This is a genomic window from Shewanella sp. AS16, assembly GCF_021412365.1.
In the GTDB taxonomy this organism is placed as follows: Bacteria; Pseudomonadota; Gammaproteobacteria; order Enterobacterales; family Shewanellaceae; genus Shewanella; species Shewanella salipaludis.
The window spans coordinates 817,148-843,057 of record NZ_JAKCLK010000002.1; the positions used below are offsets into that span (position 1 = coordinate 817,148).

Sequence of the window (25,910 nt, forward strand, 5' to 3'; positions counted from 1 at the left end):
TCTATATCCTATGAAATTGGTTTATGAAACTTCAGAAATATTCAGTACAGACACCACACCCAGGCCATGGCCCATCTCGGCCATCATCATTCCCGAGGCGCTGGAGAAATGAATCTTTTCTATCGGCGCCTTGATGTAGGTAGGGGCAATCAGGGCCGAGTCACCCAGGGTGGCGCTGGCCTTGAGCTCATACTTGCCTTCGGTCAGTCCCAACGCCTTGGGGTCGAGTGAAAAGCGGATATCTCCCGCCTGTTGCGCCCCCAATTTCACCGTCTTCACCACAGTGCCCTGCTGGTTGAGGATCTGGATATCCAGATCTTCGACCGCATTTTCCAGGAACACCTTGCCATCTACGGCCTCATCGCTCAGCTGCAGGCCGGAGGCCGGCACCATGGCGCTCTTGCCGATCAGCGAGGCCGACTGGACTATGCCCAGGTTTTCCATCATCACCATCTGACTCGACTGGTTGTCGCGCATCTTCTCCAGGCTCTCCACCTGGGAAAATTGCGCCAGCTGCGACACATATTCGGCGCTGTTGATGGGCTTGGTCGGATCCTGATTCTTGATCTGGGCGATCATCAGGGTCATGAATTCATTCTTCAGCGAGGCCGCATCGTTGCCCGGCACCTTAAGGGCGTCGGCTGGGTTCTGGAGCTGGCCTGTGTTGGTGATTTCCATCTACTTATTCCCCAATTGCAATAGGCCTTGCTGCATGGAGCGGGCGCGGTTCATCACTTCGACACTAGTTTCGAAGGAGCGGCTGGCCGCCATCATGTCGGCCATCTCCTCGACCGTGTTGACGTTGGAATAGGCCACATAACCCTGGGCATTGGCGTAGGGATGATTCGGCTCATAGCGCATATCCAGCGGCGCATCCGCCTGGACTATGCCGGCGACTTCGACACTGGCTCCCATGGCCTTACCCTGCTGCAATTGGTTATAGACGGTGGCAAAGACGGGTTTCAGCGCCCGGTAGGCCTGCTCCGGGGTCTCGGCGGCGGCGCCTGCATTGGCCAGGTTACTGGCAACCGTATTCAGGCGTATGGTCTGGGCATTCATCCCGGCACCGGCTATCTGGTAGATCTCTCCAAATGACATAGGGGCTCCTAGCGTCCTTCGATGGCGGATTTGAGGCCGGCAATTTTCATATTCAGAAAGGTCAGGCTGGTCTGATAATCCATGGCATTCTGCGAATACCTGGCCTGCTCCTTGCCCAACTCGACCGTGTTATCGTCGGCGGAGTTCTGATAGGGCACACGGTAGCCTATGTCGTAATGGCCCTTGGCGGCCATGCCGGCATCTATCCGCGCCATGACGGTGCTGAAGTCCAGATCTCTGGCCTTGTAGCCAGGGGTCTCGGCATTCACCAGATTGCCCGCCAGTACCTTGCTTCTCTCCACTCTGAAGTCCAGGGTCTGGGGGTGGATCCCCAGCGCCGCATCGAGGTTGATAGCCATCTCAACTCCTAGTAATGTATGCCCATTGATGTCGATAACCATGAGCATCCAATTAATATGCCAATAAATTTTTACAAACAAAAACATAGTGTTAAATGAAATTCACTGCGGGTAACGGAACCTTTGCTTCCTACTTGCTGCTGACGGCCCTGGTTTTACTTCCGCTTGATGCCGGCGCCGCAAGCCAGCGCTCCGCGGCGGAACAGCTGACGGCGGAAATCACCGGGTCGCTCACGGCCGAACTGAGTCGCTGGCAGAGCCAACAGGAGATTGCCAGGCTCAGCCATAAGATCTCGATTCAACTGCCCCCGGGCACAGACACCCTGGCGCCATGCAAACAGGCTTTGCTGGTGGAAGCCGGCCAGGGGCTGCCCTTCGGCCGCCTGCAGCGTAAACTCAGCTGCGCCTCCCCGGCTTGGTCCCTGTATGTCAGGGCCAAGGTCAGCGTCAGCGCCTATCTGCCGGTCGTCACCCATACCTTGCTCAGGGATGAGACAGTGACCGCGGCCGATATCGAGTGGAAGATGCTGCCATTGCGGCCGGTAGATCAGGATCTGCTCACCCGGGAAGCTTATATTCTGGGACGCCAGGTAGTGCGCAGGCTGCGCAAGAACAAACCCATACGCGCCGTCTATCTCAGCGCCCCTCAGCTGGTCAACCTGGGGGATCAGGTGATGATAGAGGCCGGCAGCCAGGGCTTTCATGCCAAGATGAGGGGGGTGGCCCTGGATTCGGGCAAGGAGGGTGAACCCATCAGGGTCAAGAACATCAGCTCGGGCAAGATCATCACTGCCTATCCCTTCGCCAAGGGCAGGGTGAAGACGCAGTTTTGAGCCGCAAAGGGTGTGGAAAAAAAATACACAGCAAAAGCCAAAAAAAATTTCAGTCCCGGCTCCATAGCGTCGCCTATAGGAGGTATTGAGCAGTTTATTGAGTGAATATCATGGAAATACACAAGATCGGCAGTACCTTGAGTACTGAAATGACGTCGGGCAAGAGCAGGGCGAGTGCGCCGCCCCAGGAGATAAGTCATCTGCCGCCCCAACAAGTCATCAGCCAGGACTGGCAATTGCTGGAGCAATCACAGCAGGACTTGGGCCAGCTGGCGGATGTCGACAGCGCCAAGGTCGATGCCCTGCGTCAGGCACTGAAGGATGGCAGTTTCGACCTGGATTTAAGCGCCATAGCCGACAAGATGATCAGCCAGCATGGATAAGGGTCAGGTTAACAAACGCGAGCTGGTGCAGGGACTGATCCGCGATATTCGCCAGGATCTCGAAGGCTACAGCCAGTTGAAGAGCATGCTCAAGTATCAAAGAGAACTGATGCAGCGCACAGACAATCAGGGACTCACGGCCCACAATGCCAGGCAAACTGCCCTGTGTAACAAGCTGGCCCTGAGAGCCAAACAGCGCAGCGATAGTCTGACAACCTTGGGCTTCAAGGGAGATAACAGCGGCATGAAACGGCTGATTTCAGCCCTGCCGGATCACCTGAGGTCCCAGATAAAACTGCAATGGGATAATCTGCAGCTGTCGGTGAAAGACTGTCAGCAAGCCAACGAGGTCAACGGCCGTTTGCTGGTCATGCAGCAGGAAACCCTCAATCATCTGCTCTACCCGGACAGCCAGCATCAGCAGATAGATTATGGCGCGTCACATCCTAATCGCTGACGGCAGACGCATTACACCTTAGTCCTGGCGTAGAAGCCCGCCATATCGTCCACCGCCGCCTGTTCCCGGCGCGCCAAACGTTCGAGCTCGGCCGCCAGGGTTTGGCCCTGCAACCATTTCAACCCCTGTTGCCGTCCCAATTGCTTGCGCCAGAGTCCCTCCATGCGCAGCTGCTCCTGTTGTAACAATGCCTGTTGTTGCTTCAGTTTGGCCTTCATGGGTTCCAGCGTCTGGGCCATCTGGCTGGCGTTTTGCCACAGCATGGCATTGCCACCAAATGACTGGCCTGTGTAATCGACGATAAGCTGGCTGAGGGCCTGGTGCTGCTGGCGGTTCTGTTGCAGACGCCGGGTGAACTCGTCACGCTGCCGCCCAAGTTGGGCCAGCTTCTTCTCTTCCTGCTGGCATAACCTAGACAGTTGTCGGCGCATAGCCCATCACTTCCAGCAGTTGTTGCAGCTGTTGCAGGCTCTGTTCCCTGGTGATCTTATCCTGGGTGCCCTGACGCAAAAATTTGGCCATCTCGGGATAGGCCTGCACCGCCAAGTCCATCTCAGGGTCCTGCCCCGCCTGGTAACCGCCCAGGGGCAAGAGCTCCCTGACTTCGTTATAACGGCTCAGCAGATGCCTCAGTATCTGGCTCTGCTCCAGCTGGCCGGCATCGGCTATCTGGGTCGCCAGCCGGCTCACAGAGGCATTGACGTCTATGGCGGGGAAATGCCCCCGCTCCGCCAGGCTGCGGCTCAGCACTATGTGGCCGTCCAGTATGGCCCTGGCCGAATCTGCGACGGGATCCTGTTGATCATCCCCCTCGGTCAATACGGTATAGAAGGCAGTCAGGGTGCCCAGAGGATGTCGGCCATTGCCGGCCATCTCCACCAGTCTGGGCAACTGGGCGAAGGCGGAGGGCGGGTAGCCCTTGGTCGCCGGCGGCTCACCCAGGCTCAGGGCTATCTCACGTTGCGCCTGGGCGAAACGGGTCAGGGAGTCCACCAGCAGCAAGACCTGCTTGCCCTGATCCCTGAAGCCGCAGGCGATGGCATGACATAGACGCATGGCCCGCAGGCGCATCAAGGGCGTGGTATCGGCGGGGGCGGCGATCACCACGGCCCGGCGCCGGCCTTCCTCACCCAGGGTCTCTTCGATAAATTCCCTGACCTCGCGGCCCCGCTCGCCTATCAGCCCCACCACCACCACGTCGGCCTCGGTGAAGCGGGTCATCATGCCGAGCAAGACGCTCTTGCCGACACCCGAACCGGCAAACAGCCCCAACCTCTGACCTCGGCCTATGGGCAGCAGGCCGTTGATCGCCCTGATGCCGACATCGAGCGCCTGTTTGATGGGTTGCCGCAGCAGGGGGTTATAACTGGTATCTGCCTGGGGCACGCTGGACACCCGGGTCAGCTCGCCCAAGTTATCCAGCGGCTGCCCCAGACCATCGAGCACACGCCCGAGCAAACCATCGCCCAGGGTCAGTGTCTGTTGCTCAAGAATAGGCAAGACCCTGGCCCCTGGCATCAGTCCCTGGGTGGGCTCTATTGGCATGAGGCAGAGTACGTCTTTATGGAAACCAACGACTTCGGCTTCGATGAGCCGGCCATTGCGTCCCTCTATCTGGCAACGGTCCCCCATGCCCAGCTGGCAGCCAACGGCCTCCAGCAGCAGGCCGTTGACCCGGGTCAGGCGGCCATAGACTCGGGCCACCGGGACCTTGGGCCAGTCGAACTGCGGCGCCTCAGGATTCAAGTTCCGCCTCGTTCAGCTTGGCTTCCACCTGCTGCATGCAGGCATCGAGCCGGGTTTCGACCGAGGCATCGGCATCGGACTTGTCGCTGACGATGCGGCAACTGCCGGCAGAAATGGCGGCATCGGCCACCAGGTTCCAGCCGCGTATCTTATCTTCCGCCAACTCCTTGAGCTTGAGCACTGCGGTCGGCTCCAGGTGGATCTTGATGTCCGCCTGATCGTCGGGCAAGGCGCTCAGGGTCTCTTCGACCAATTTGAGGATCTGCTGCGGCTGCAGGGTCAGCTCGCAACGTATGACCTGCTGCGACACCCGCCGCACCAGATCCAGGATCAGCGTCTGCTGTTCCTGTACCTGCCGGCTATGCCCTTCTTCGAGCAACTCCTTGAGGGCCCCCAGCGGCGCTATCATCTCATTGAGCTGTGCATCTATGCCGCTCCTGCCCGCCTGCTGGCCTTCGAGTTTCCCCTGATGGAAGCCGGCGGCATGCCCGGCGGTCCGGCCCTCCTGGGCACCTGCCTCATAGCCGGCGCTCCGCCCCTCCTGCACTCCTTCGTCATACCCCTGATCGAAGGCCTGCTGGTAATCTTGCCAGCCGCTCTCGGCAGTCGAGCCGGGGGCGGCCTCGCTCTGCAGTGGCGGAAAACGGTAGCGACGGGCCAATTTGCCATCCAGGCGCCAACGGGACGCTTTAGTATCCATCAGCTCACCACCTGCTCTTCAAACAGTTGCAACTCTATCTCACCTTCCTGCATCAACTGCTTCGCCAATTCCATTATGTCCTTGCGGGCCATGTTGGCCCGGCTGACGGGCACGCTGCCCAAGGCGTCGACCTGGGTCTCCACGGCCGAAGACATGCGTTTGGGCAAGGCATTGAGCAAGATGGCTTTCAGCTCATAATCTATGCCCTTGAGTGCCAGCGCCAGGGTGTCCGACGGCACCTGACCAAACAGGCTCTGCAAGGTTTCAGACTTCTGGCGTCCGAGAATGATGAAGTCGAACATATTGTCTGTCACGTCGCTGGCCAGCTGCTTGTCGTGCAGCTTGAGCATCTCCATCAGTTGCTCCCTATCGCCTTCGAAGCGATTGAGTATGTCCGCCACCTGCTTGACGCCTGCCACCTGGGTGTGGCTCTTTTCCATCGCCATCAGCATGCAGCGCTCCACCAGCTGACGCAATTCGTCGACCACATGGCGATCCAATTCACCCAACTGGGCGATGCGCACCAGGACTTCATCCTGGCTGACGGCGGGAAGCATTTTGAGGATCCGCGCCGCGCTCTCCGGCGGCAGGAGACCGAGCAGGACGGCCTGCAACTGGCTATGCTCATGGGTGATTTCCCTGGCCAATAACTGAGGTTCGACCCATTCGAGACGCTTCACCAGGGTCTTGATCTCATCGCCATAGATATTGTCTATCAGGCTCTTGGAAATTCTGTCACCCAGGGCAATATCCAGGGTTTTCTGTAGGTAGGAACGCGATGCCCTGGCGATGCCCGACTGTTCCTGATATCGCAGGAAGAACCGGCTCAGCACGGCTTCGGCTTCCTGCTGGGTGATACTGGACAGGCGCGCCATCTTATGGCTCAGGTGCTGCACATCGTTGCGGTCCAGATGTGCCATCACCATGGCGGCGCCTTCTTCTCCCATGCTGAGCAGCAACATGGCGGCCTGGGCATAATTATCCATCTTGATCTCCGGGTCCTTGTTATTCACCGTCTCTGTCACCTATCCAATGGGCTATCACTTCGGCGACACGCGCCGGCTCTTTATTGGCCAACAGGCTCAAATGTTCCATCTTGACCGTCAGGGGAGAACCGGGTTCGGGCAAGCCCTGACTGCCGAGCCAGTCGGCATTGGGCAGCTGACGTTCGCTGTCCTGAGCCGGCTCTGCCGCGGCTGCGGCTGCGACGGCGGCATTTTCCACCGCCAGGGCCGCCGCAACATCGACACCGGCCGCATCCGCATGCTTTTGCGCCGTGCGGGTCAGGTGGGATACCAGGGGACGCAGCACGAAGAGGATCAATCCCAGCCCCAACAGGCCGCCTATGAGGTAGCGCAGGTAGGCCTGGTAATCTTCCGCCTGCCACCAGGGCATGGGGCTGAACTCGGCCACAGTGACTGGGGCGAAGTCGAAGGCGTTGATGCTGAAGCTGTCTCCCCTGGCCGCCGAGAAGCCGATCGCATCCTTCACCATGTTGCCCAGCTTGGTCAGCTGGGCCTCTTCGCCTGTCAGGCCGACGGCCGCTGTGCCGTTGACCAGCACAGACACGGACAGGTTCTCCAGTTGCATCTGCTGATAGCGAATATGGCGCACCGAGCGGCCGACGTCGTATTGACGGCTCTCTTCCTGACGCAAGTTACGGCTCTTCTCGTCCTGGGTCTTGTCGTTGGTTTGCGGCGGTTGATTACTCAGGGCGCCGGGAATGCCTATGGCCGCGCCATTGTCGTTATCATCCAGGCTGGTGCGCTCCTGGGTCATCACGCCCTCGGGATCCAAGGACTCCTTGGTTTCTTCGACCTGGTTGAAGTTGACCTTGGCCGTCACCCGCACCTGGAAATTGTCCTGCCCCAGAATGGGCTCCAACATGGCGGCGGCATTGGTCATCAGGCTATGTTCCAGCTCCCGGGTGTATTGCAGCTGGCGGTCCCTGGCCTGGGTGATGTCCTGGTTTTCCGTCATGGCGGCACTGAGGAAATTCCCGTTCTGATCCACCACCTTGACGTTGGTTGGCGTCATGCCTGTCACACTGCCGGCAACCAGGTTGGCTATGGCCTCGACCTGGGATTCGGTCAGGTTCGAACCTGAATAGAGTTGCAGCATCACGGAGGCGGTCGGCAACTCGGGTTGTTGACGAATGAACAGGGTGCGCTTGGGGATAGCCAGATGCACCCGGGCGGCACGCACGGCTTTCAGGGTCATTATGGTGCGTGACAGTTCCCCTTCCAGGCTGTGGCGATACTTGGCCTGTTCCATGAACTGGCTGGTACCCAGCCCTGTGTTGTCCAGCTCATCCATGCCCGAGGGTACCTTGGCCTTGACGCCCCGCGCCGCCAACAACATCCGCGCCTTACCCAGTTGATCTTCGACCACCAGCACCAATCCAGTGTTGGCCTCCAGCTGATAGTTGATCCCTTCGCTTTCCAGCACTTCTATGACCTGGGAAGTCTCGACATTTTCCTGGCTGCCGTACAGGGGTCGGTATCCCTGGCTCGCGGTCCAGAGCATGAGCACTATCACGCTCGCCACCACGGTTGCCAGCAGGGCCAGCACCATCACCTGGCGATCGCCGCGATTGAAGCGGCGCCATGTTTGCGCCGCACCGGACAGCAGCCCGGGACCCGAGACAGTGCCGTCGAGCTCCTGGCCCGATTGAATAAGAGTAGTAGACATTCAAACGCCTCCTTACACGGGCATTTTCATTACATCGTCAAAGGCTTGCACCAGGCGATTACGGATTTGGATCATGGTCGAAAATGACAGGCTGGCCTTCTGCGATGCCACCATGGCACCGACGAGATCGTCGCTCTTGCCGCTGTCGACGGCCCGCATCAGCATGGAGGAATGGTTCTGATCTTGATTGATTTCGGCAATCTTATGCTTGATCAGCTCGGTAAAAGATCCCACCGCCATGCCGTTGTCGGCCGGATTGGTCGCTATGCTGATCGCCCCCTTGGCTATCTCGCGATGAATACTCAGGGTATCCATCAGGGCATTCGGACTGACGCTCGTCCCATTAACCATATCTATTCCTATTGTTATCTATGCTTCAAGCCGCATGACCGGCACGCTGTAATAATTGATCTACGTCTATGCCGGCATCCCGCATCTGCGCCAACTTGTATCTCAGCGCCCTGGTGGTCATCCCCAGCGCATCGGCGCTGTGGCTGCGATTCCCGCTGCAACGTTTGAGTATGTCGACGATATATTGAAACTCGGCCTGACGCTTGGAGGCCTTGAGGCCAGAGGGAGCAGAGTCTGTCTCGGGCGCGACCGTATCCTTGTCGGCAGTCAGGCCCAACTCGGCGGCCTGAATCGCCTGCCCCCGGCGCAGCACCAGCGCCCGCTGGATGCAGTTTTCCAGTTCCCTGACATTGCCCGGCCACTCGTGTGCCACCAGCAGTTGGCGGGCATGGTCGCTGAAATAGCTGGCATTGCCGGCATCCTGAGTGTCGTATAGGCGCAGGAAATGCTCCGCCAGCGGCAGTATGTCGGCCTTTCTCTCCCGCAAGGGGGAGATCTTCAGCGGCAGCACGTCCAGGCGATAGAAGAGATCTTCCCTGAAGCTGCCCTCGTCGACGGCTTGGCGCAGGTCCTTGTTGGTCGAGGCTATCACCCGGATATCCAGCGCTATGCTCTGGTGTCCACCCAGGCGCTCCACCTCACGTTCCTGCAACACCCTGAGTAATTTGGCTTGCAGCAACAGCGGCATCTCCCCTATCTCATCCAGCAGCAGGGTGCCGCCATTGGCCTGTTCGAACTTGCCCGGCTTATCGCCTATGGCGCCGGTGAAGGCGCCTTTGACATGGCCGAAGAGCACGGATTCCAGCATGCTTTCCGGGATGGCCGCGCAATTGATGGCGACGAAGGCCTTATCCGCACGGGAAGAGTGACGATGAATATAATGCGCCAGCGGCTCCTTGCCTGTGCCGCTCTCGCCGGATAACAACACGCTCGCCTCCGTGGCGGCGGCGCGGTGTGCCAGCATCAGGAGTTGCCGGCTGACGGCGGCGGCGACAACCAGACTTGTGTCGGGTTGCTCCAACCTATGCAATCTGTGGATCAAGGCCAGCAACTGCTCGGCGGCCACGGGGATCAACAGATAGTCCTGCACCCCGGCCCGCATGGCGGCGGCGGCCAATTCACTCTGCTCAGGCGCCAACAGGGCCACCTGATTCTGTCCCGGATGCCGGGCCAGGCGCTCGGCGACATCGCTCGACCGGCAGTCAGACAGGGCGACCAGAGTCAACCAGGGCAACTCCGGGGACTCATCCCAAAACCTCATGCCTGACTGCTGCAGCTCATCTGCAACCCTGGCGGGTAAGTCCAAACCTACGACCCTGATGCTGAGATGACTCATGCCGCTTCGCCCCATCACTGCACTTCCTTAACCAAACGGACGCTCACCCTGCGGTTGGCCAGACGTCCGGACTCTGTGGCGTTGCTGGCCTTGGGATACCTGGCGCCATGACTGCGCACCTGGATCTTGTCCCGGCTCACACCCAGCTCGATCAGGCGCGCCGCTATCTCATCGCTTCTCTGCTTGCTCAGCATGAGGTTAACCAGGTGATCGCCGCTGCTGTCGGTATGACCATCGACCAACACCTGGCTCACCCCCTTATCGGCCAGCACATAGGCACCTATGGCACGAATATCCTTTAAGGCCTGCTCATCCAGCTCATCCGAGCCCTGGGGGAAACGAAACTCTCGTTGACGCACATAGGAGAAAGGCTGGGGCAGTAAATTTCGCCGACACTGACGCAGGGCATTGGCCGCGGCCTGGGTCGCCAGCGGACTGGAATCAATTTGGTATAGGGGGATTTCGGCTTGGAAGACGATTAACTGCCAGGCGTTGCCGCGCTCCAAGGCTTCGAGAAACTGTTCCGCATGCTGCGACTCGGTGGCGATATAGGCCTGCGCCGACATGGAGGTCACCAGGCCGCTGCGGGAGTCATGCCAAGCGGGAGCGACTGTCCTGGCCGTGATCCTTTTGTCATCCAGTGGCAACCAATCTGCAACCAGCCGGAATGCCAGGGGTTGACCCGGCAGGGCCAGCAATTGCATCTGGCCAAAACCCGCGACCCTATGGCTGACTTTACAACCGAAGGCATCACCACTAAAAAGCCATTCGGCTGCATCCAGGGGTGTTTTATAATGGCTAACCTCTTGAGCCGCCATCGAAGTATTGAGTTGAAGGACACAATAAAATAAAAACGCAAAACGAACAACTACAGGCATAAACTTATAACCTCTGGCATTATTATTATGTTGAGAAAAGCCTTGGGCTTATCTTATTGCCAATATAGTGCAGATAGTTTTACCACAGAGTGACTTCCCTTCCGAAACAGGGAAAATCCCAAGCTACATAAAAAATCCCATAAAAACAGTACAGATGACGGTATAACGCGAAAGACACAGGGCAACGCGAGTGTTAGCCAATGGTTAACTTTAATGATACGTCAGATATTTTGTCAACAAAACAATATTTTAAAAATAGATGCATTTGCAAGTGTTTAAATCATTGTAACATTTAGGCTTGACTGCTATGTTTGTCGGCCTTATTTCATCAGGCCTTCAAAAGGCTTGTCAAAATAAAAAATGGCAGTCAAAAAAATAACTATTGCCATAAAAATGGCAAACATAGGCATTCGACAAATATTTGACACCCAAGGCTGATCATAAAATAACCAAAAAAACTCGCATGTGTAAATTACAGTGGAAAATAAACATTAAAAATAGAATTATCTATTTCGAATCCAAATGCATTCATGTGTTTTTTATATTTTCAGCAAGGTGTAAAGGTCATTGAATAACAAACGACAATGACTTTAGTATTCATGTTTTTAAAACTAATACTGATTTTTTAAGCATGGCAGATCTTGCCTTTGATGCGGAGTAAAACATGAAGACTACGGCAACGGCCAGGCTCCTCAAGGCAAACACAGGCCCGAGAGTCCGGCCCATCATGCTGGTACAGGAGAAGCTTGCCAGAACGCGTTTATTGCAACAACTGACTCAAAGCAGACGTGCGCTGCTGGACGCGATCAACGCCATTCTGGCCCCACTGGGGCGTGGCGGTCATGGGGCAGCCTGCGCCATGACCCTGACGGAACCCGCGGGTCCACAGTTGCCTGAGCCCCATCACGCCTGGTTTGCCCTCAGATACCAGCAGAAGACGCTCGGCTGGTGGCGAATCGATCGCTGCAGCCTGGATCAGCTGGCCAGCAGCTATTACGGCAGCCTGTCCACCCCGCTGCATTCGCCACTGAGGCAACCCAGTCAATCCGAGTTCAGGTTAGCCAAGAAGCTCTTCACCGCGGCCGTGGCCGAACTGCCAACGACTCTGATAGATGTCCAGCAGCTGGAAATTACACTGGTGGCCGGCACCATGACACTGGATGCACCCGCCGTGTGGTCGATCGATTTCGGCGCCGATAACCTGGCGCCACCCATGTTGTTCTGCATGACGGAGCATTTGCTGGCACTCATGGCCGAGCAACCCAAACAAGCCCAAGCCAGTGGCGACTTGCCCATCAGGTTGAACCAGTGGCTGAAGCACTTGCCTCTCACCCTGCAACTGACGCTCGGGCGACATGGCATGCCGGTGCAATCCCTCAATCGACTCGCAGTCGACGATATCATCCCTATCAATCTGCACCCCAAAACCTTGCTGACCGTAGGGAAACGGCCCTTGTTTTACGCAACGGTACACAGTCATGAAGGACAGATGGTGGCCAAATTGACCCAAGACATATCCCAACAGGAGGACACTAACCTTGGCTGAACAACACACATTAACGGATGATGAGTTTCTGCTGGACGATGACATTTTCGCCGAAGATGATTTCGCCGCCCCAAAGAAAACCAACAAACCATTGAAAGATATCTCTTTCTTTCAACAATTGCCGGTTCAGGTCAGCCTGGAGCTCGCCAGCGCCGAGATGTCTCTGGGTGAACTCACCCGCATGGGAGAGGGGGACGTCATAGCCCTGGATCGCATGGTGGGTGAACCCCTGGATATCAGAGTCAACGGTGCACTCCTGGGCAAAGGTGAAGTGGTGGAAGTCGGCGGCCGTTACGGTGTGCGCCTGTTGGAAGTTGAAGACCTGGGTCTGGGTGGAGCGAGCGACTGACTATGCTGCGAGCGCTGATACTGTGCCTCTGTTTGTTGGCTCCTCAGGTTTATGCATCCGACGGATTCACATTATTCACGCTCGACAATGGTCAGGAGAGTCAGGCCGTCAACATCAAGTTGGAAATCCTGGCCCTGATGACGGCGTTAAGCTTCCTGCCGGCCTTGCTCATGATGTTGACCAGTTTTACCCGGGTCATCATAGTGCTGGCCATACTGAGGCAAGCCCTGGGATTGCAGCAGAGCCCACCGAACAAGGTTCTGGTTGGCATAGCCCTGGTGCTGACCATTTTCATCATGCGCCCGGTCGGCGACAGCATATATAAAGACGCCTACCAGCCCTATGACCAGGGGCAGATAGAATTGACCCAGGCGGTGGCCATTGCCAAAGTCCCCTTGAGCCGCTTCATGTTGGCCCAAACCAGGGAAACAGATCTGGAGCAGATGCTGAAAATTGCCGGGGAACCCACAGATCTCAAGGCCGAGGATGTGCCTTTCTTCGTGTTGATGCCGGCCTTCGTGCTGAGCGAACTCAAGACCGCCTTCCAGATAGGCTTCCTGCTGTTCTTGCCTTTCCTGGTAATAGATCTTGTGGTCGCCAGCGTGTTGATGTCCATGGGGATGATGATGCTGTCGCCGCTGATCATTTCGCTGCCCTTCAAACTGATGATCTTCGTGCTGGTCGATGGCTGGTCCATGACAGTCAGCACCCTGACCGCCAGCTTCGGGTAGCCCATGGACATCAATGAACTGACATCCATGTTCGCCGATGCCATGTACCTGGTGATAGCCATGGTGGCCGTGCTGGTGACCCCAGGCTTGCTCCTGGGGCTGCTGATCGCCGTGTTTCAGGCGGCGACCCAGGTCAACGAGCAGACCCTCAGCTTTCTGCCCAAGCTGATCATCACCCTGCTGATGGTGCTGTTCGCCGGCCATTGGCTGATCCAACAACTGGCCGATCTGTTCGACCGGCTGTTCATGAACATTCCGCACATCATAGGCTGACATGCTCTCCCTCACCTCGACCCAACTCAGCGCTATGATAGGCAGCTTCTGGTGGCCCTTCTGCCGCCTCATGGGCGCCTTCCTGGTGATGCCCTTATTGGGCAACGCCTTCGTGCCTGTGACTGTGAGGATCTTGTTCGCCCTATGTCTGGCGGCGTTGCTGGCCCCCATGCTGCCCCAGGTTCCCCAAGTCGATGCCCTGTCATTGACCGCCTTGCTGCTGGCCATAGAACAACTGCTCATCGGCTTCATGCTGGCACTGTTTCTGAGCCTGATGCTGCATGTGCTGACCCTGTTGGGCACCATAATGTCGATGCAGATGGGCTTGGCGATGGCGGTAATGAATGACCCAGCCAACGGCAACTCCAACCCCATACTGAGTGGCTGGTTCCTCTTGTTCGGCACCCTGATCTTCCTGGCGCTCGACGGCCATCTGGTGGCCTTGGGCGTGCTGGTCGACAGCTTTCGTCTCTGGCCCATAGGCACAGGTCTGTTCGAGTTGCCGCTGCTGGGGCTGGTAGCCAGGGTGGGATGGCTGTTTTCCGCCGCCCTCATGCTGGCCATCCCGGCGGTGCTCGCCATGCTGCTGGTCAACATCACCTTCGGTGTCTTGAGCCGCGCCGCGCCTTCGCTGAACATCTTTGCCCTCGGTTTTCCCATGACCATGCTGATGGGGCTCCTGTGTGTGCTCCTGTCCCTCAGCGGTATCCCCAGCCGTTACAGCGACATCTGCCTGGATGCCCTGACGGCCATGCATCAATTCATCGGCGGTCATCCATGAGTCAGACGGATAAACAGGATAAAACCGAACAGGCGACGCCGCAGAAGCTGCGCAAGGCGAGGGAACAGGGGCAGGTCCCAAGATCCAAAGATCTGGCCGCTTCGGCACTGATCATCGGCTGCTCTGTGATGCTGACCTCCAGTGCCGACTGGTTTGCCACCCAGGTGAGTGAGCTGCTCGAATACAACTTCAGCCTGACCAAGACAGAATTGAATCAGGCCGATGTCATGACCCGTCATCTGGGCGCAAGCTTGCTGCATATGCTGGACTTGCTCGCTCCGCTGTTTATCATGGTGGCCTTGCTCGCCGCCATCGCCGGCGCCCTCCCGGGCGGCCCGGTATTCAGCTTCGGCAATGTCGGCTTCAAATACAGCCGCATAGATCCCGTTTCCGGCATAGGCAGAATATTCTCGAGTCGCTCCCTGGTCGAGCTGCTCAAGTCTGTGCTCAAAATCCTGCTGTTGGTCGGCATAATGCTGACCTTCCTCAACAGTCATCTGCAAGATCTCTTGGGTTACAGCCAGTTGCCTATCAATGAGGCGGTCGCCAAGGGCATGAAGTTGCTGTCCGAGGGCATGTTATATCTGGGGACGGGCTTGCTGCTGATCACTTTCATCGACGTGCCCTATCAATATTGGCATCACCACCAAGAATTGCGCATGTCACGCCAGGAAATCAAGGACGAGCATAAGCAACAGGATGGCAAGCCGGAGATCAAGGCCAAGATACGCCAATTACAGCAGCGCATGGCGCGCTCACGGGCCGATACCAACATTCCCAAGGCGGATGTGTTGATGGTCAATCCAACCCATTACGCTGTGGCATTGAAATACGATCCCGCTCTGGCGGATGCCCCCTATGTATTGACCAAAGGCACCGAAGAGTTGGCCCTCTACATGCGCCGGCTGGCCAAACAGCATAATGTGGAGATCATCGAAATTCCGGCATTGACCAGGGCCATTTACCATTCGACCCAGGTAGATCAACAGATCCCCGGCGCCCTGTTTACCGCCATCGCCCATGTACTCAGTTATGTGATGCAGATAAAAGCGTCACGCCAGGGCCAGCAACAACGGCCCGAGCCTTTGCCCCACTTCTTCATTCCTCCTCACTTGCGACACGATTAAAGGATTGCTTAACCTATGAACTGGCTATCACGCACCTTTTCAGGAAATTACAGCGCCATCGGCATCCCTGTGATGCTGCTCGCCATTCTGGCCATGGTGATCCTGCCGCTGCCGGCATGGTTACTGGACGTGTTATTCACCTTCAACATAGTCCTCTCTGTGCTGGTGTTGCTCGTCAGTGTTTCCATCAGACGCCCGCTGGAATTCTCGGTTTTCCCTACCTTGCTCCTGCTGGCGACCCTGATGCGCCTGACGCTGAACGTCGCCTCCACCCGGGTGGTGCTGATAGAAGGCCACGAGGGCGGCGACGCTGCCGGGCGGGTGATCCAGGCCTTCGGTGAGGTAGTGATCGGCGGTAACTATGTGGTGGGTGCCGTCATCTTCCTCATCCTGATGATCATCAACTTCGTGGTCATCACCAAGGGCGGCGAACGCATCTCCGAGGTCTCGGCGCGTTTCACCCTGGATGCCTTACCCGGCAAGCAGATGGCCATAGATGCGGATCTCAATGCCGGCACCCTGACCCATGAGCAGGCCAGAGTCAGACGCCAGGATGTCGCCAGGGAAGCAGACTTCTACGGTTCCATGGACGGGGCGTCCAAGTTTGTGCGCGGTGATGCCATCGCCGGCCTGCTGATCCTGGCGATCAACATAATAGGCGGGATCAGCATAGGCATCTTCATGCATGACTTGAGTGCCGCCGAGGCCTTCAAGACTTACGCCCTGCTGACCATAGGTGATGGTCTGGTGGCACAGATACCTTCGCTGTTGCTGGCCACCGCCGCCGCCATCATAGTGACCCGGGTATCCGACGCCGAAGAAATGCCCGCCCAGCTGACCCGCCAATTACTGGCCAATCCCAAGACCCTGGGCACAGCGGCCATAGTCATGGGGATCCTCGGCATCACCCCCGGCATGCCGGCGCTGGTATTCCTGTCGTTCGCCGTGCTGCTCGGCTTCGCCGCCTGGCGGCAGAGCCGCAACTTGCCCCAATTGAGTGACGATAGTGCCGATGAGGTGCTGGAACACAATCTCACCGAACCCTCGGCGCCGAGCTGGGACGCTCTGCCTTTCACCGACATAATCGAAGTGCGCCTGGGTTATCGACTGGTGCATCTGGTCGAAAAAACCAAGGGCGCCGAATTGCAGAAACGCCTGACCGGCATACGCCGCACCCTCTCGGAACAGGCAGGCTTCCTGTTATCCGAGGTCAGGGTGCGCGACAACCTGGCGCTGGCACCCAATGCCTATCAAATCAACTTCATGGGCACCCAGGTCGCCTATGCGGAACTGGAGCCAGAGCACTTGCTGGCCATCAAGAGTGGTCCTGTCTATGGCGAGATAGACGGCATACTCACCAAGGAGCCAGCCTACCAGATGGATGCGGTTTGGGTCGCGCCCGAGCTCAAGGCCAAGGCGCTCAACCTGGGTTACTCTGTGGTCGACAACGCCACCGTGATAGCGACCCATGTCAGCAAGCAGCTGAGGGAGTCCCTGTCGGAGCTGTTGCAACACGACGATATAATGCAGCTGACCGACAGGCTCAGCAAACAGGCGCCCAAGTTGGCGGAGTCCTTGACCACGGCCCTGACGCCTATCCAGTTGCTGAAGGTGTTCCGCTTGCTGCTCAAGGAACAAGTCCCACTCAAGGATATCCGCACCATAGCCACCACTTTGCTGGAGTGCAGTGAACAGAGCAAAGATCCTGTGCTGTTGGCGGCCGATGTGCGCTGCGCCCTGCGCAACAGCATATTGCAACAGATTGCCGGCAACAGCGCCAAGCTCAATGTGCTGACGCTCACCCCTGAGCTGGAACAGACACTGATGACGGCACTGAACCAGTCGCAACAACAGGGCAAGGTGGCATTGGACAGCTTCCCGGTCGAACCCAACCTATTGGCACAGTTGCAGCAGCGCATGCCACAGCTGCTGAGCGAGACCAAGGACAAGGGCCACAGCCCCATCCTGCTGGTGTCACCGCAGCTCAGGCCCCTGCTGGCGCGTTATGCCCTGGCCTTCGCCCGGGGACTGCATGTATTGTCCTACAACGAAGTGCCTGAGACCAAGGAACTGATGATCGCAGGTCAATTGGGCTAAACGTCCGGCTCGCAGCTGAAGCCGGACGGGCGCATCGCAAGCCGGGTGATCGCCGGCCTATCTCTGATACACTGTCAGGCATATGACTAACGGTCGCCGACACAGGCGCTTTCCTGAATGACCTTACTAATATGAATCAAATGACAGAAGTCACTCAAAGCCATACCGCCAGCTTCGGCTCGGAGCAGACCTTGGGCTCGCCTGAGCTGGCAGCCTTCTGGCAGGGCATAGACAGCGACTTTCTCAAATTGGACGACAAGCTGCATCTGGCTTACATGTCGATATCCCATCCCCAGAGCAAGGGAACCCTGGTTATCAGCAACGGCAGGGTCGAGTCCTATGTAAAGTATCAGGAACTGATATTTGACTGTTATCGGCAGGGTTACAGCATCTATGCCCTGGATCACCGGGGCCAGGGGCTATCGAGCCGGCTCACGAGCAATCCCCATAAGGGCCATGTCGAACACTTCGATGACTATGTGAATGATTTGGCCTTGTTCATCGACCTGGTGGTGTTGCCGGCACAAACACCCGGCACAGCACTCTTCCTGATAGGTCACTCCATGGGCAGTGCCATAGCCACCCTGTACTTAGAGCGCCATCCGGGCGTATTCAAGGCGGCCGTGCTTTGTGCTCCCATGTATGGCATCCAGTTGCCCATGGGTAAAGGCTTCATACGCTGGTTAGCCAACAAGCTCGATGGGGTCAGACAGAACGGCGAGCCCAGCTATGTTCCCAGGGGCAAGGACTATGTTGCCGTGCCCTTTGCCGAGAACGAACTGACTCACAGCGAGATCCGTTACCAGGCCTATCGCCGGCTGTATCAAACACAACCTGAGCTGCAGCTGGGCGCACCGACCAACCATTGGTTAGTCCAGGCGATAGATGCGGGCGACAGATGCATAAGAGCTGCCAGGCAGAGTAAAACCCCGATATTGATACTCCAGGCGAGTGAAGACACAGTGGTGGACAATGCGGCGCAGAATCTGGCCATAGGCCCGAACTGCCGGCTGTTGACCATAGAAGGTGCCAGGCATGAGATATTCATAGAGTCGGATAAGATCAGGGATCTCGCCTTAGAGGCCTTATTCGACTTCCTGAAATGCCACGCACCAATGAATACCCGGGCCATTGACGCCTAACCCTAGACTCGTTCTCCCCATATTCCAAGAGTTGGAAACACAAAAGCCTTGGCAGTCATGCACAGGCTTCTGTTTATTCGCAGAGGAAACACGGATTTTCTATCAGAATCCGCGCAGGCTGATGTGAAAACATTGACTCACCCAATCTCATAAGTTGAGCCTGTTGAGTTCGAAAGGATCTGCTGCCGGGGTAAACATTCACTCTCCCCAGAGAATGCATCTGCGCACATAATGGGCTTCGGCAAGCAAGCCTCTCTTGTTCCAATTCATATATCGATTTAAAACATTTTTACAACCACATCATCAGATGCTGAAAATTTTTGTCCCCGATGCAGTGTCAAGGAATCTAAATATGCCATCTCAATATAATCCTTATCATTACCCATAAAATGCTCTTTTTGGGCATCCACGACCCGCCATTCTCCGTCAATATACGCTTCCACCCAGTTATGATAATCGGCAGCAACTGCGATCAAACTTTGAGCATATACATAACCGGCAACCAATCTGGCTGGAATGCCATTCCCTCTTAAAATGGTCGCCAATAAATACATATATTCGGTACAGTCGCCCCTCGCTTTCTCCAGGGCATACAGAGCACCGTATTCATTGGGTAAATACCCCGTATAATGCATGTGCTTGATGACCCACAGATAAGCATTTCTCGCAGTGTCCAGATCTGTTGCCCCTTTGACAAGCTGGATGGGTTCGGAAAACTCAGCCATCTTGAATGGTACTGCTTCAGTTTCAGCTAAAAATAAAGATAGATTTCCAGCCGTGTCGAGATGAAGCGGACTGGTATTCGTTAGCTTAACTTTGACTGTTAAAATTTTGCTGGAAAATGGAGGTAAACTCTGTAACTCCATGATGTACTTCTGATTCCCTAGTGAATCCGTTTTTATGTGCCCATCAATATTCGCGTCGAGTCTTTCGATATTATGCCTAACAGAATCAGCAACAGGGATGGCAACTGATACTTGAACGTTATCGAGCAACCTGTCGCTGGTATTTTTTATTTCATATCTGAAAATAATTGATTGGCTGGCGTCCGGCTCATTTCTTACGATTTCAGAGGCCATGTTTTCCTCAGAAACAGCAGTGAAACCAGATTCTACATTGCCATCCGAACATGAGATGACTGAAAGTAAAAACAAGCAAGGCAGGAGGTTTCTATAACGCTCTTCGTTCATTACATCTCTCATGGGACTCTCGGTTTTTCTTCGCGGTCAGTATAACACCTTGTTGGTAAGCGTATTTTTCAAGGGAGTTGATCCCATCCTGCAGCAGAAATATCGAAAGTATGGCGTTCACAGGAGTAGTGTCTTTTAATTTCAACTCAGGATTGATGACTAGATACCTATCAAGTGTCTTTACAGTGGTTAACACATGCACAGCGCTCGACAAGGCCTCTTCGGTATCAATATAAATCCACTTCCCCCTATCTGCTTCAGATACAAATTCTGCGGCACTGATAGTCAGCGGCGCCATAACGGCAGTGTTACCGGTAAGATATGACCAATAGTCCTTTCCTCCCAGCCAAATTTTAACATCTGCAGCCATATTTTCCTTCAGCCACTGAGCATTTTGCTCCAGCACAGCATAATTTTTCCCAGTCCCTAACAGTAATACTTTTTGCTCTTTAAGAAATTTCTTATGCTTCAGCGTATGGGCCTGAAACTTCAATGTGTTGGGGATAATGATGTCACTCAACGTAGTGTCGATCACAATCCAGTCCGCAGTGATTTTGTGACGGTCAAAAATATACAAACTACGATCCCTGGCTTTTGGCGTCGACGTAAACATTGAAAAATCAAAACCGTATTTATTACCGGCATCGGCGAAGGCATGGCATTGCTGAAATACAAACTCCCCTTCCGTTTCCGTATTCAGCAGATCTTCGGCCCAAGTCGAATCGCAAAAAAACATACAGACTATCAATAGCCACAATCTCACTGAGTCTCCTCCACATCATTCTTCTCATCTCTCTTTTCGCCAACTGGCCCCGTCAATAACCTAGTGACCTTGGTAACTTTGATGGCATCAGAGACCAGGAATCCTGAGCCTTTATTTTCCAGCATGACCCTGAGTTCATTTGAATCAAATTGAAATTCACCCAGCAACTGCCAGGCGCCGCCGTTTTGCCGTTGGCTAACCTTGGTCTTGCCCAAGACTGTGCCGGCTGAAGTTACCGAATATAATGCCTTGCCTGTATGAAAAAGGTGGGCAGGCCATCTTGCCTCGATTCGATATGTACCGGCTTCCGGCAGTTGCATATGCCACTGGGCCTGACCGAACAGGGAAAACTGATAGTCCTGGCCGATAAAGCCATCAACCAAGCTACTGCGGGTCCACCAGCCACGGATTGTAGAAAACTGCTCGGGAATGTTATCCAAGAGATAACTTTTATCTGTTACCTGCTTAAATCTGATGGCATCGGCAATAACACATCCATTGGCGCCTCTGGATGTTGTCGACACAGACACCTTGGCCGCATCGAAATCATATACTCCCAAGGACTGCCAGCGACCACCATTTCGGCGTTGGTTTACCTGAACCGACGTTTCTTGGGCCTGCCCGATACTGGTGTAAGACAGCCTGAATCTGGCGTTTGAGGCGCGATTGGGACTGGAGGTCCAATTGCCAAAGACCTCATAGGTGCCGGGATCCGGCAAGAACATTCGCCATTCGGCGGTGGCATTGTGACAACTTGCCACATAATCAATGCCTTCATAACCCGCTACTGATACACTCGATTTCCAATCGCCACTGGAGGCAAACCCCACAGAGCGGTTGTCTATGGTGATATCATCACCGCCTGCTACCAGCACTCTTTGTATCTCTACGGCGTCTACTGCTGCCTTGCCCTGACCGGATGCGCTGATCACCAACCGATATTCACCTGCATCCAACCACAATTTCTTCAGACTGACCCAGATTGCAGTATCTGTATCCTGAAGACCGTCCAAGGTGACGCTGTGTTCGCCAGAAACCAACTCGAAACTCAGCATTCCGGCATCATAACCGGGCAAGTTACGGAAGTTAATTGAATGCCATCCCGTCGTGGTTACCCCAAATTGCCACGTAAAGTGGGCCACCGGTTCATTCGGTGCCGATGTCAGTTGTATTTCATGGATATCATCCCCCAGCGCACCACCTATGGCGGGTGCCAGAGTCCAATCGCCTTCATAGAAAGCATTGGCATCACTGTTATCCAATGTCACCTCGGCCGCAGGGCGCAAGTTGATGACGAATGGCGACGAGATTGATACCTGTTGGGATGCGTCCCGGATCCGGGCCAATAATTGGTATTGTCCAGGTACCAAAGAGTGCGTATCCCAGAGGTAGCTGTCGGCATCTGAGTCCGGCGTCTCGGGTAAATCCGAGGCTATGAACTGCTCGGGTACATCTATCGGAATAAGGCGAACCCTGTCTGCAATCAAGGCGCGTTTCTTGTGACCTTCGCCCTTAAGGAAAATAGCAAAATCACCGCTGACCAACCTATGCTCGCCCAGGCTGATCCAACCCGCACTGGGCTTGCGGATCTTCCGGGTTATTAACACACTTCCGCTATCTTGTTGAACCGCGAAGGCATAAGAGACTTCTTTGGCATATTTCGACTCAATTTGTGGCCAAAATACTTGTACTTCGTAACGTCCCGCCATCTCCAATGGCCGCTCCCACTTGGCCAGGGCATCCACATTGCGCGCCTGCAGCACATGATATGACGAGCCATCCTCGCCGGGGGCTTCAATTTCCCAGCCATCGCCATAGGCAGTAAAACCAGAGTCACTGTCATCCATCACTATGGCATCTTGCGGACGGACATAAGACAGAGAAATCAGCGCATCGCTGTCGGGATCTGTATCCTCCCAGCCCAAGGTAATTTTCTCACCCACCGCTATCTCGATATCTGCCTGTGGCAGCGTCCACACGAATGTGGGCGCTTCATCTATGCCTTGATCATTGACGAAGAAGCGCGCGACAGGCGACCAGGCGCCGCGAATATCTGCGCTGTCAACGGCGCGAACCCGCCAGTAAGCCCAGGCATTGTCCTGCAATGGCACTGGTACCTCATAAGTCGTATTCGCCAGCTCATCGCGGGCAACTAACTGAATCAACTCGGCGTCGCCATAGACCTCATATTCGTACGCCACTATGGGTCTGTCACTGTTCGCCACCCCATGAATAGAGAGCACAGGCATCAGACTCTGCACCCAAGAGCCGTCACCCGGGTTATCAATCACGGGAGCGACAGGCGCGGTCAAGGTCAGATTGACACTGAACTGTCCGAGCATGGGCTCACTTAAACCTCCCAGACTGTCTTCGGCTCTCACCCGCCAGAAATATTGACGGCGATCCGCCAGGTCGCTGACAGACCAGACCACATCCTCCTCCCCGATACCGGCGAGGGTTTCCATGCGCTTATCGGCAGAATCGAAAGTCGCGACTGTATCCAGCTCAAAATGATAACTCAGGGCATCGCCCTCGGGATCGAGCGCCCGTTTGACAATCAAATCCACATAGTCCAGCCCTATGGTTGCATCGACGGTAGGCGCCACCAAGGTAGGGGCCGTGGGCAACTGATTGGAACTATAGACACTGAACCAGAACAGATTGCTGGCACTGCTCAAGCCGCCGGCATCTTTGGCAATCGCCTGCCAGTAATACTGGCTGCCCTCATCCAACGCCTGGGTCACACGCCATTGGGTCACTCCTTGCGGATTGGCCACTATGTCGCCGGAACGCGCCACCAGGGTCAGCTTGTCCTCATTGGCAAACACGCTGAACTGATATAACAGCTCATCACCATCGGGATCCGAGGCGTTGACCACACTCAGCAGTGGCATGGTGTTGTCGACTTCCGAGCCCACCACAGGGCTATTGAGCTGCACCACGGTAGGCGCCTCTGGAACACGGTTGATGAAAAATGTCGCATTGGACCAAGGGCTGTATAAGATGCCGTTATAGCTGCGCACCCGCCAACTGTAGTGCTGATTCTCCAGCAGGGCCGATGGCAGCAGCCAGCGGGTCTGCTCTACCCCTTCGGCAACCGCTTCTGAGCTGAGCACCAGCTGGCTCATCTGGGGATCGGCATAGACCTCGAAGAAATAGCTCAGGCTCTGTACACCCAGGTTGACCGAATTGTCCACCACCAGGCTGATATCGGCATCGACTATGGCCTCCGCATTCGGACTGACCACTGCCGGTGCCAACGGGCCATTTTGCAGGGTGGGATCGGTTCCTTTATCAAACTCTTCCCTGTCGCTGATACCATCACCGTCGAAGTCACCGCTGCCATCGCGGCTCAGATCGCCGAAATGCAGCCGTTCCCAATCATCGTCCAGACCGTCACCATCTGTGTCGTTTTCAGGATACACAGTCAACATCACGGCCTGGTTGGTGAACAGAGCCCCATCCGAGGCGGTCACTGTCAGCGGATAATGGCCGGCCTGCCCGACGGCTATGGGCCAGTTGAACCGCACCTTGCCCGGCTCTATCTGAGTCAAGGAGGCGCCACTTGGCAAAGGGTTGACCGAAAGGCTGACGGCATCGCCATTGGGATCGCTGGCCTCCAGCAAGAAACCTATCTGGCCCCCTTCGGCTCCGGTCCAATTGGGAATAAATTGCAGCACAGGAGCCGCAGCCACGACGTCCGGCGCGGTAAAGCTCAGGATGTAGTTTCCCGTGGATTGAGTATCGAACAGATGCAGGCTATGCAGCCATTGATGCAGCCCCTTGTCATAGGTCTTGGATTGCCAGACGTTGGCTTGCGGCAGCACCTTGCCGTCACTGCGCACGGCTTGCACCAGTTGTTGACTGCCATCCGTGACATCGGCAAGTTGCACATACACGGCACCCACTTCGGGAGCAAATGCCAATCGATATTGGCCGGCGGCAGACGGCGTCAGCACAGCGCTCGCCGAATGATCCATCACAGGGGTATCAATGCTGTCGGATTCAAAAGCCGTCAAAGCGCCCGCCTGACGCACCAGAAAATCCCGCACCGCATCACGGCCTGGCAAGTCGACCTGAACGTCGTGCACCAGCAGATGGGCATTGACCGACTCGATCAGCGAGGTGAGTGACCCGCCCAGTTCATCGGCATGGCTGAAGGAGGCATCGAATTCGGTGAATCTGCCGCTGAGACTGGTTTGCATTATCCAGCGGCCGGTGGCGCTGTCGTTACTGGCGATATCGCCAAAATCCAGCAACAGAGAGTTATTGACCGCGGCTTCATCAATGAAAGAGTCGGTGATCTTGAAATCAATCAACAGCCCCTGGTTATTCTCGACTATCTTGGGCTGGGCGGATGCTATCTTGACCTTGTTGGCGGCAGCCTTGCCGTTATTGCGGACCCTGACCCCCAGGGTAAAAGGCACCACAGGCTCGATCTCACTGGTCAAAGGGTCATCGGCATAGACATCTGTCGGCAGAAAGTAATCCAGGGTCAGCTTGGGCATGGGTTTAACAAAGATGGTATCAGGCGCGACATCCAACGACTCATCCAACCCATTGAGACGATAAGACAATTTTGCACCGACATAATACAAGGTACCGGAGGCGATATCGCCGCCGGTACCCGGCGCCGGAATGATCAGCCAATGTATGGTGGCGCTGCTGGCGGCGGCCAGCTCGCCCGTACCGGCAACATTGTCTATGCCCTCCAGCGTGGCGATGCGGATGAAAAATTTGGCATTGGGATGATTGGGATCGCTCGAGGCCACCACGACATCGCCGGCGGCATCCTGAAACAAGACCTCGACCGCCACATGGGTCAAGGCACTGTCTTCCAGGGCATTATTGATCTTCATGATCGCCTCAAAACCCTGACGCTCCAGGGTCAATTCTTGAGGAATTTCGATCTTGACCACGGCGCAGATAGTGTCCTCTGCCGCCCAAGCCCCAACAGGCGCTATCAACAGTGTCAGCAGCAGAGAAATGAGCGTCAGCTGCAAATACTGCCACTTTACCTGCCAAACTTGTTTCCCTATTCCCTGTCCCATCACGCCTTTTCCTTTAACAATCCATCAA

Annotated in this window: 25 protein-coding genes; 11 read left to right on the forward strand and 14 right to left on the reverse strand. The window is 55.8% G+C overall.

What is annotated here, in order from left to right:
- Window positions 1-21 precede the first annotated feature (21 nt).
- The 3 genes from LZP73_RS08370 to flgB are packed head-to-tail and all read right to left on the reverse strand — an operon-like array spanning window position 22 to window position 1,457.
- Window positions 22-678: a flagellar hook assembly protein FlgD gene (locus LZP73_RS08370; RefSeq protein WP_234234153.1), complete on the reverse strand. Its 657-nt coding sequence runs from the start codon at window positions 676-678 to the stop codon at window positions 22-24.
- A complete protein-coding gene (gene flgC, locus LZP73_RS08375; protein ID WP_169565465.1) occupies window positions 679-1,098 on the reverse strand; it encodes a flagellar basal body rod protein FlgC in 420 nt (139 codons plus the stop codon). It abuts the gene before it with no gap.
- An 8-nt stretch (window positions 1,099-1,106) separates the two neighbouring features.
- Window positions 1,107-1,457 carry a flagellar basal body rod protein FlgB gene (gene flgB / locus LZP73_RS08380; protein ID WP_234234156.1) on the reverse strand — a complete coding sequence of 117 codons (351 nt, stop codon included), beginning with the start codon at window positions 1,455-1,457 and terminating at the stop codon, window positions 1,107-1,109.
- 95 nt (window positions 1,458-1,552) lie between these two features.
- Between flgB and flgA the strand changes: the two genes are divergently transcribed.
- The 3 genes from flgA to LZP73_RS08395 all read left to right on the forward strand — a co-directional run bounded on the left by flgA (window position 1,553) and on the right by LZP73_RS08395 (window position 3,130).
- Entirely contained in the window at window positions 1,553-2,290 is a 738-nt protein-coding gene (gene flgA, locus LZP73_RS08385) for a flagellar basal body P-ring formation chaperone FlgA (protein WP_234234158.1), read from the forward strand.
- 110 nt (window positions 2,291-2,400) lie between these two features.
- Complete coding sequence (gene flgM, locus LZP73_RS08390) at window positions 2,401-2,673, forward strand: flagellar biosynthesis anti-sigma factor FlgM (protein ID WP_234234160.1); 273 nt, start codon at window positions 2,401-2,403, stop codon at window positions 2,671-2,673.
- Window positions 2,666-3,130: a flagellar protein FlgN gene (locus LZP73_RS08395; RefSeq protein WP_234234162.1), complete on the forward strand. Its 465-nt coding sequence runs from the start codon at window positions 2,666-2,668 to the stop codon at window positions 3,128-3,130. Before flgM ends, LZP73_RS08395 begins: the two co-directional genes overlap by 8 nt.
- A gap of 11 nt (window positions 3,131-3,141) precedes the next feature.
- Here LZP73_RS08395 and LZP73_RS08400 read toward each other — a convergent pair whose 3' ends face one another.
- From LZP73_RS08400 to LZP73_RS08435, 8 genes are read right to left on the reverse strand one after another with little or no spacing between them, the layout of a single operon-like run.
- Entirely contained in the window at window positions 3,142-3,561 is a 420-nt protein-coding gene (locus tag LZP73_RS08400; RefSeq protein ID WP_234234164.1) for a flagellar FliJ family protein, read from the reverse strand.
- Window positions 3,542-4,876 carry a FliI/YscN family ATPase gene (locus LZP73_RS08405; protein ID WP_234234166.1) on the reverse strand — a complete coding sequence of 445 codons (1,335 nt, stop codon included), beginning with the start codon at window positions 4,874-4,876 and terminating at the stop codon, window positions 3,542-3,544. Before LZP73_RS08405 ends, LZP73_RS08400 begins: the two co-directional genes overlap by 20 nt.
- Entirely contained in the window at window positions 4,866-5,576 is a 711-nt protein-coding gene (gene fliH / locus LZP73_RS08410) for a flagellar assembly protein FliH (protein ID WP_234234168.1), read from the reverse strand. The genes LZP73_RS08405 and fliH overlap by 11 nt, the downstream gene beginning before the upstream one ends.
- Window positions 5,576-6,562 (reverse strand): flagellar motor switch protein FliG, encoded by a 987-nt coding sequence (locus LZP73_RS08415; protein ID WP_234234274.1) that lies wholly within the window; start codon window positions 6,560-6,562, stop codon window positions 5,576-5,578. Before LZP73_RS08415 ends, fliH begins: the two co-directional genes overlap by 1 nt.
- 19 nt (window positions 6,563-6,581) lie before the next feature.
- Window positions 6,582-8,267, reverse strand: a complete 1,686-nt coding sequence (gene fliF, locus LZP73_RS08420) for a flagellar basal-body MS-ring/collar protein FliF (RefSeq protein ID WP_234234170.1) — start codon at window positions 8,265-8,267, stop codon at window positions 6,582-6,584.
- A 12-nt stretch (window positions 8,268-8,279) separates the two neighbouring features.
- Window positions 8,280-8,618, reverse strand: coding sequence for a flagellar hook-basal body complex protein FliE (fliE, locus tag LZP73_RS08425; protein WP_169565475.1), 339 nt, complete (start codon window positions 8,616-8,618; stop codon window positions 8,280-8,282).
- Between the two features lie 25 nt (window positions 8,619-8,643).
- A complete protein-coding gene (locus LZP73_RS08430) occupies window positions 8,644-9,954 on the reverse strand; it encodes a sigma-54 dependent transcriptional regulator (protein ID WP_234234276.1) in 1,311 nt (436 codons plus the stop codon).
- 14 nt (window positions 9,955-9,968) lie between these two features.
- Window positions 9,969-10,832 (reverse strand): MotY family protein, encoded by an 864-nt coding sequence (locus LZP73_RS08435; RefSeq protein ID WP_326490333.1) that lies wholly within the window; start codon window positions 10,830-10,832, stop codon window positions 9,969-9,971.
- Window positions 10,833-11,496: 664 nt separating this feature from the next.
- Here LZP73_RS08435 and LZP73_RS08440 point away from each other — a divergent pair.
- The 8 genes from LZP73_RS08440 (at window position 11,497) to LZP73_RS08475 (ending at window position 18,878) form a co-directional block, all read left to right on the forward strand.
- Window positions 11,497-12,378: a FliM/FliN family flagellar motor switch protein gene (locus LZP73_RS08440; protein WP_234234173.1), complete on the forward strand. Its 882-nt coding sequence runs from the start codon at window positions 11,497-11,499 to the stop codon at window positions 12,376-12,378.
- Complete coding sequence (gene fliN, locus LZP73_RS08445; RefSeq protein WP_326490334.1) at window positions 12,371-12,727, forward strand: flagellar motor switch protein FliN; 357 nt, start codon at window positions 12,371-12,373, stop codon at window positions 12,725-12,727. The genes LZP73_RS08440 and fliN overlap by 8 nt, the downstream gene beginning before the upstream one ends.
- Window positions 12,728-12,729: 2 nt before the next feature.
- Entirely contained in the window at window positions 12,730-13,458 is a 729-nt protein-coding gene (gene fliP / locus LZP73_RS08450) for a flagellar type III secretion system pore protein FliP (protein WP_169565480.1), read from the forward strand.
- A gap of 3 nt (window positions 13,459-13,461) precedes the next feature.
- Window positions 13,462-13,731 (forward strand): flagellar biosynthetic protein FliQ, encoded by a 270-nt coding sequence (locus LZP73_RS08455; protein WP_169565481.1) that lies wholly within the window; start codon window positions 13,462-13,464, stop codon window positions 13,729-13,731.
- Window position 13,732: 1 nt separating this feature from the next.
- Window positions 13,733-14,512, forward strand: coding sequence for a flagellar biosynthetic protein FliR (gene fliR / locus LZP73_RS08460; RefSeq protein ID WP_234234176.1), 780 nt, complete (start codon window positions 13,733-13,735; stop codon window positions 14,510-14,512).
- Window positions 14,509-15,639 (forward strand): flagellar biosynthesis protein FlhB, encoded by a 1,131-nt coding sequence (flhB, locus tag LZP73_RS08465; protein ID WP_234234178.1) that lies wholly within the window; start codon window positions 14,509-14,511, stop codon window positions 15,637-15,639. The genes fliR and flhB overlap by 4 nt, the downstream gene beginning before the upstream one ends.
- 15 nt (window positions 15,640-15,654) lie before the next feature.
- On the forward strand, window positions 15,655-17,736 hold the full coding sequence (flhA, locus tag LZP73_RS08470; RefSeq protein ID WP_234234179.1) for a flagellar biosynthesis protein FlhA: 2,082 nt from the start codon (window positions 15,655-15,657) through the stop codon (window positions 17,734-17,736).
- A 131-nt stretch (window positions 17,737-17,867) separates the two neighbouring features.
- Complete coding sequence (locus tag LZP73_RS08475; protein WP_234234181.1) at window positions 17,868-18,878, forward strand: alpha/beta fold hydrolase; 1,011 nt, start codon at window positions 17,868-17,870, stop codon at window positions 18,876-18,878.
- 278 nt (window positions 18,879-19,156) lie between these two features.
- Here LZP73_RS08475 and LZP73_RS08480 read toward each other — a convergent pair whose 3' ends face one another.
- From LZP73_RS08480 to LZP73_RS08490, 3 genes are read right to left on the reverse strand one after another with little or no spacing between them, the layout of a single operon-like run.
- Window positions 19,157-20,068, reverse strand: a complete 912-nt coding sequence (locus LZP73_RS08480) for a transglutaminase-like domain-containing protein (RefSeq protein ID WP_234234184.1) — start codon at window positions 20,066-20,068, stop codon at window positions 19,157-19,159.
- Entirely contained in the window at window positions 20,049-20,804 is a 756-nt protein-coding gene (locus LZP73_RS08485; RefSeq protein ID WP_234234186.1) for a hypothetical protein, read from the reverse strand. Before LZP73_RS08485 ends, LZP73_RS08480 begins: the two co-directional genes overlap by 20 nt.
- A 23-nt stretch (window positions 20,805-20,827) precedes the next feature.
- Entirely contained in the window at window positions 20,828-25,882 is a 5,055-nt protein-coding gene (locus LZP73_RS08490) for a golvesin C-terminal-like domain-containing protein (protein ID WP_234234189.1), read from the reverse strand.
- Between the last annotated feature and the right edge of the window lie 28 nt (window positions 25,883-25,910).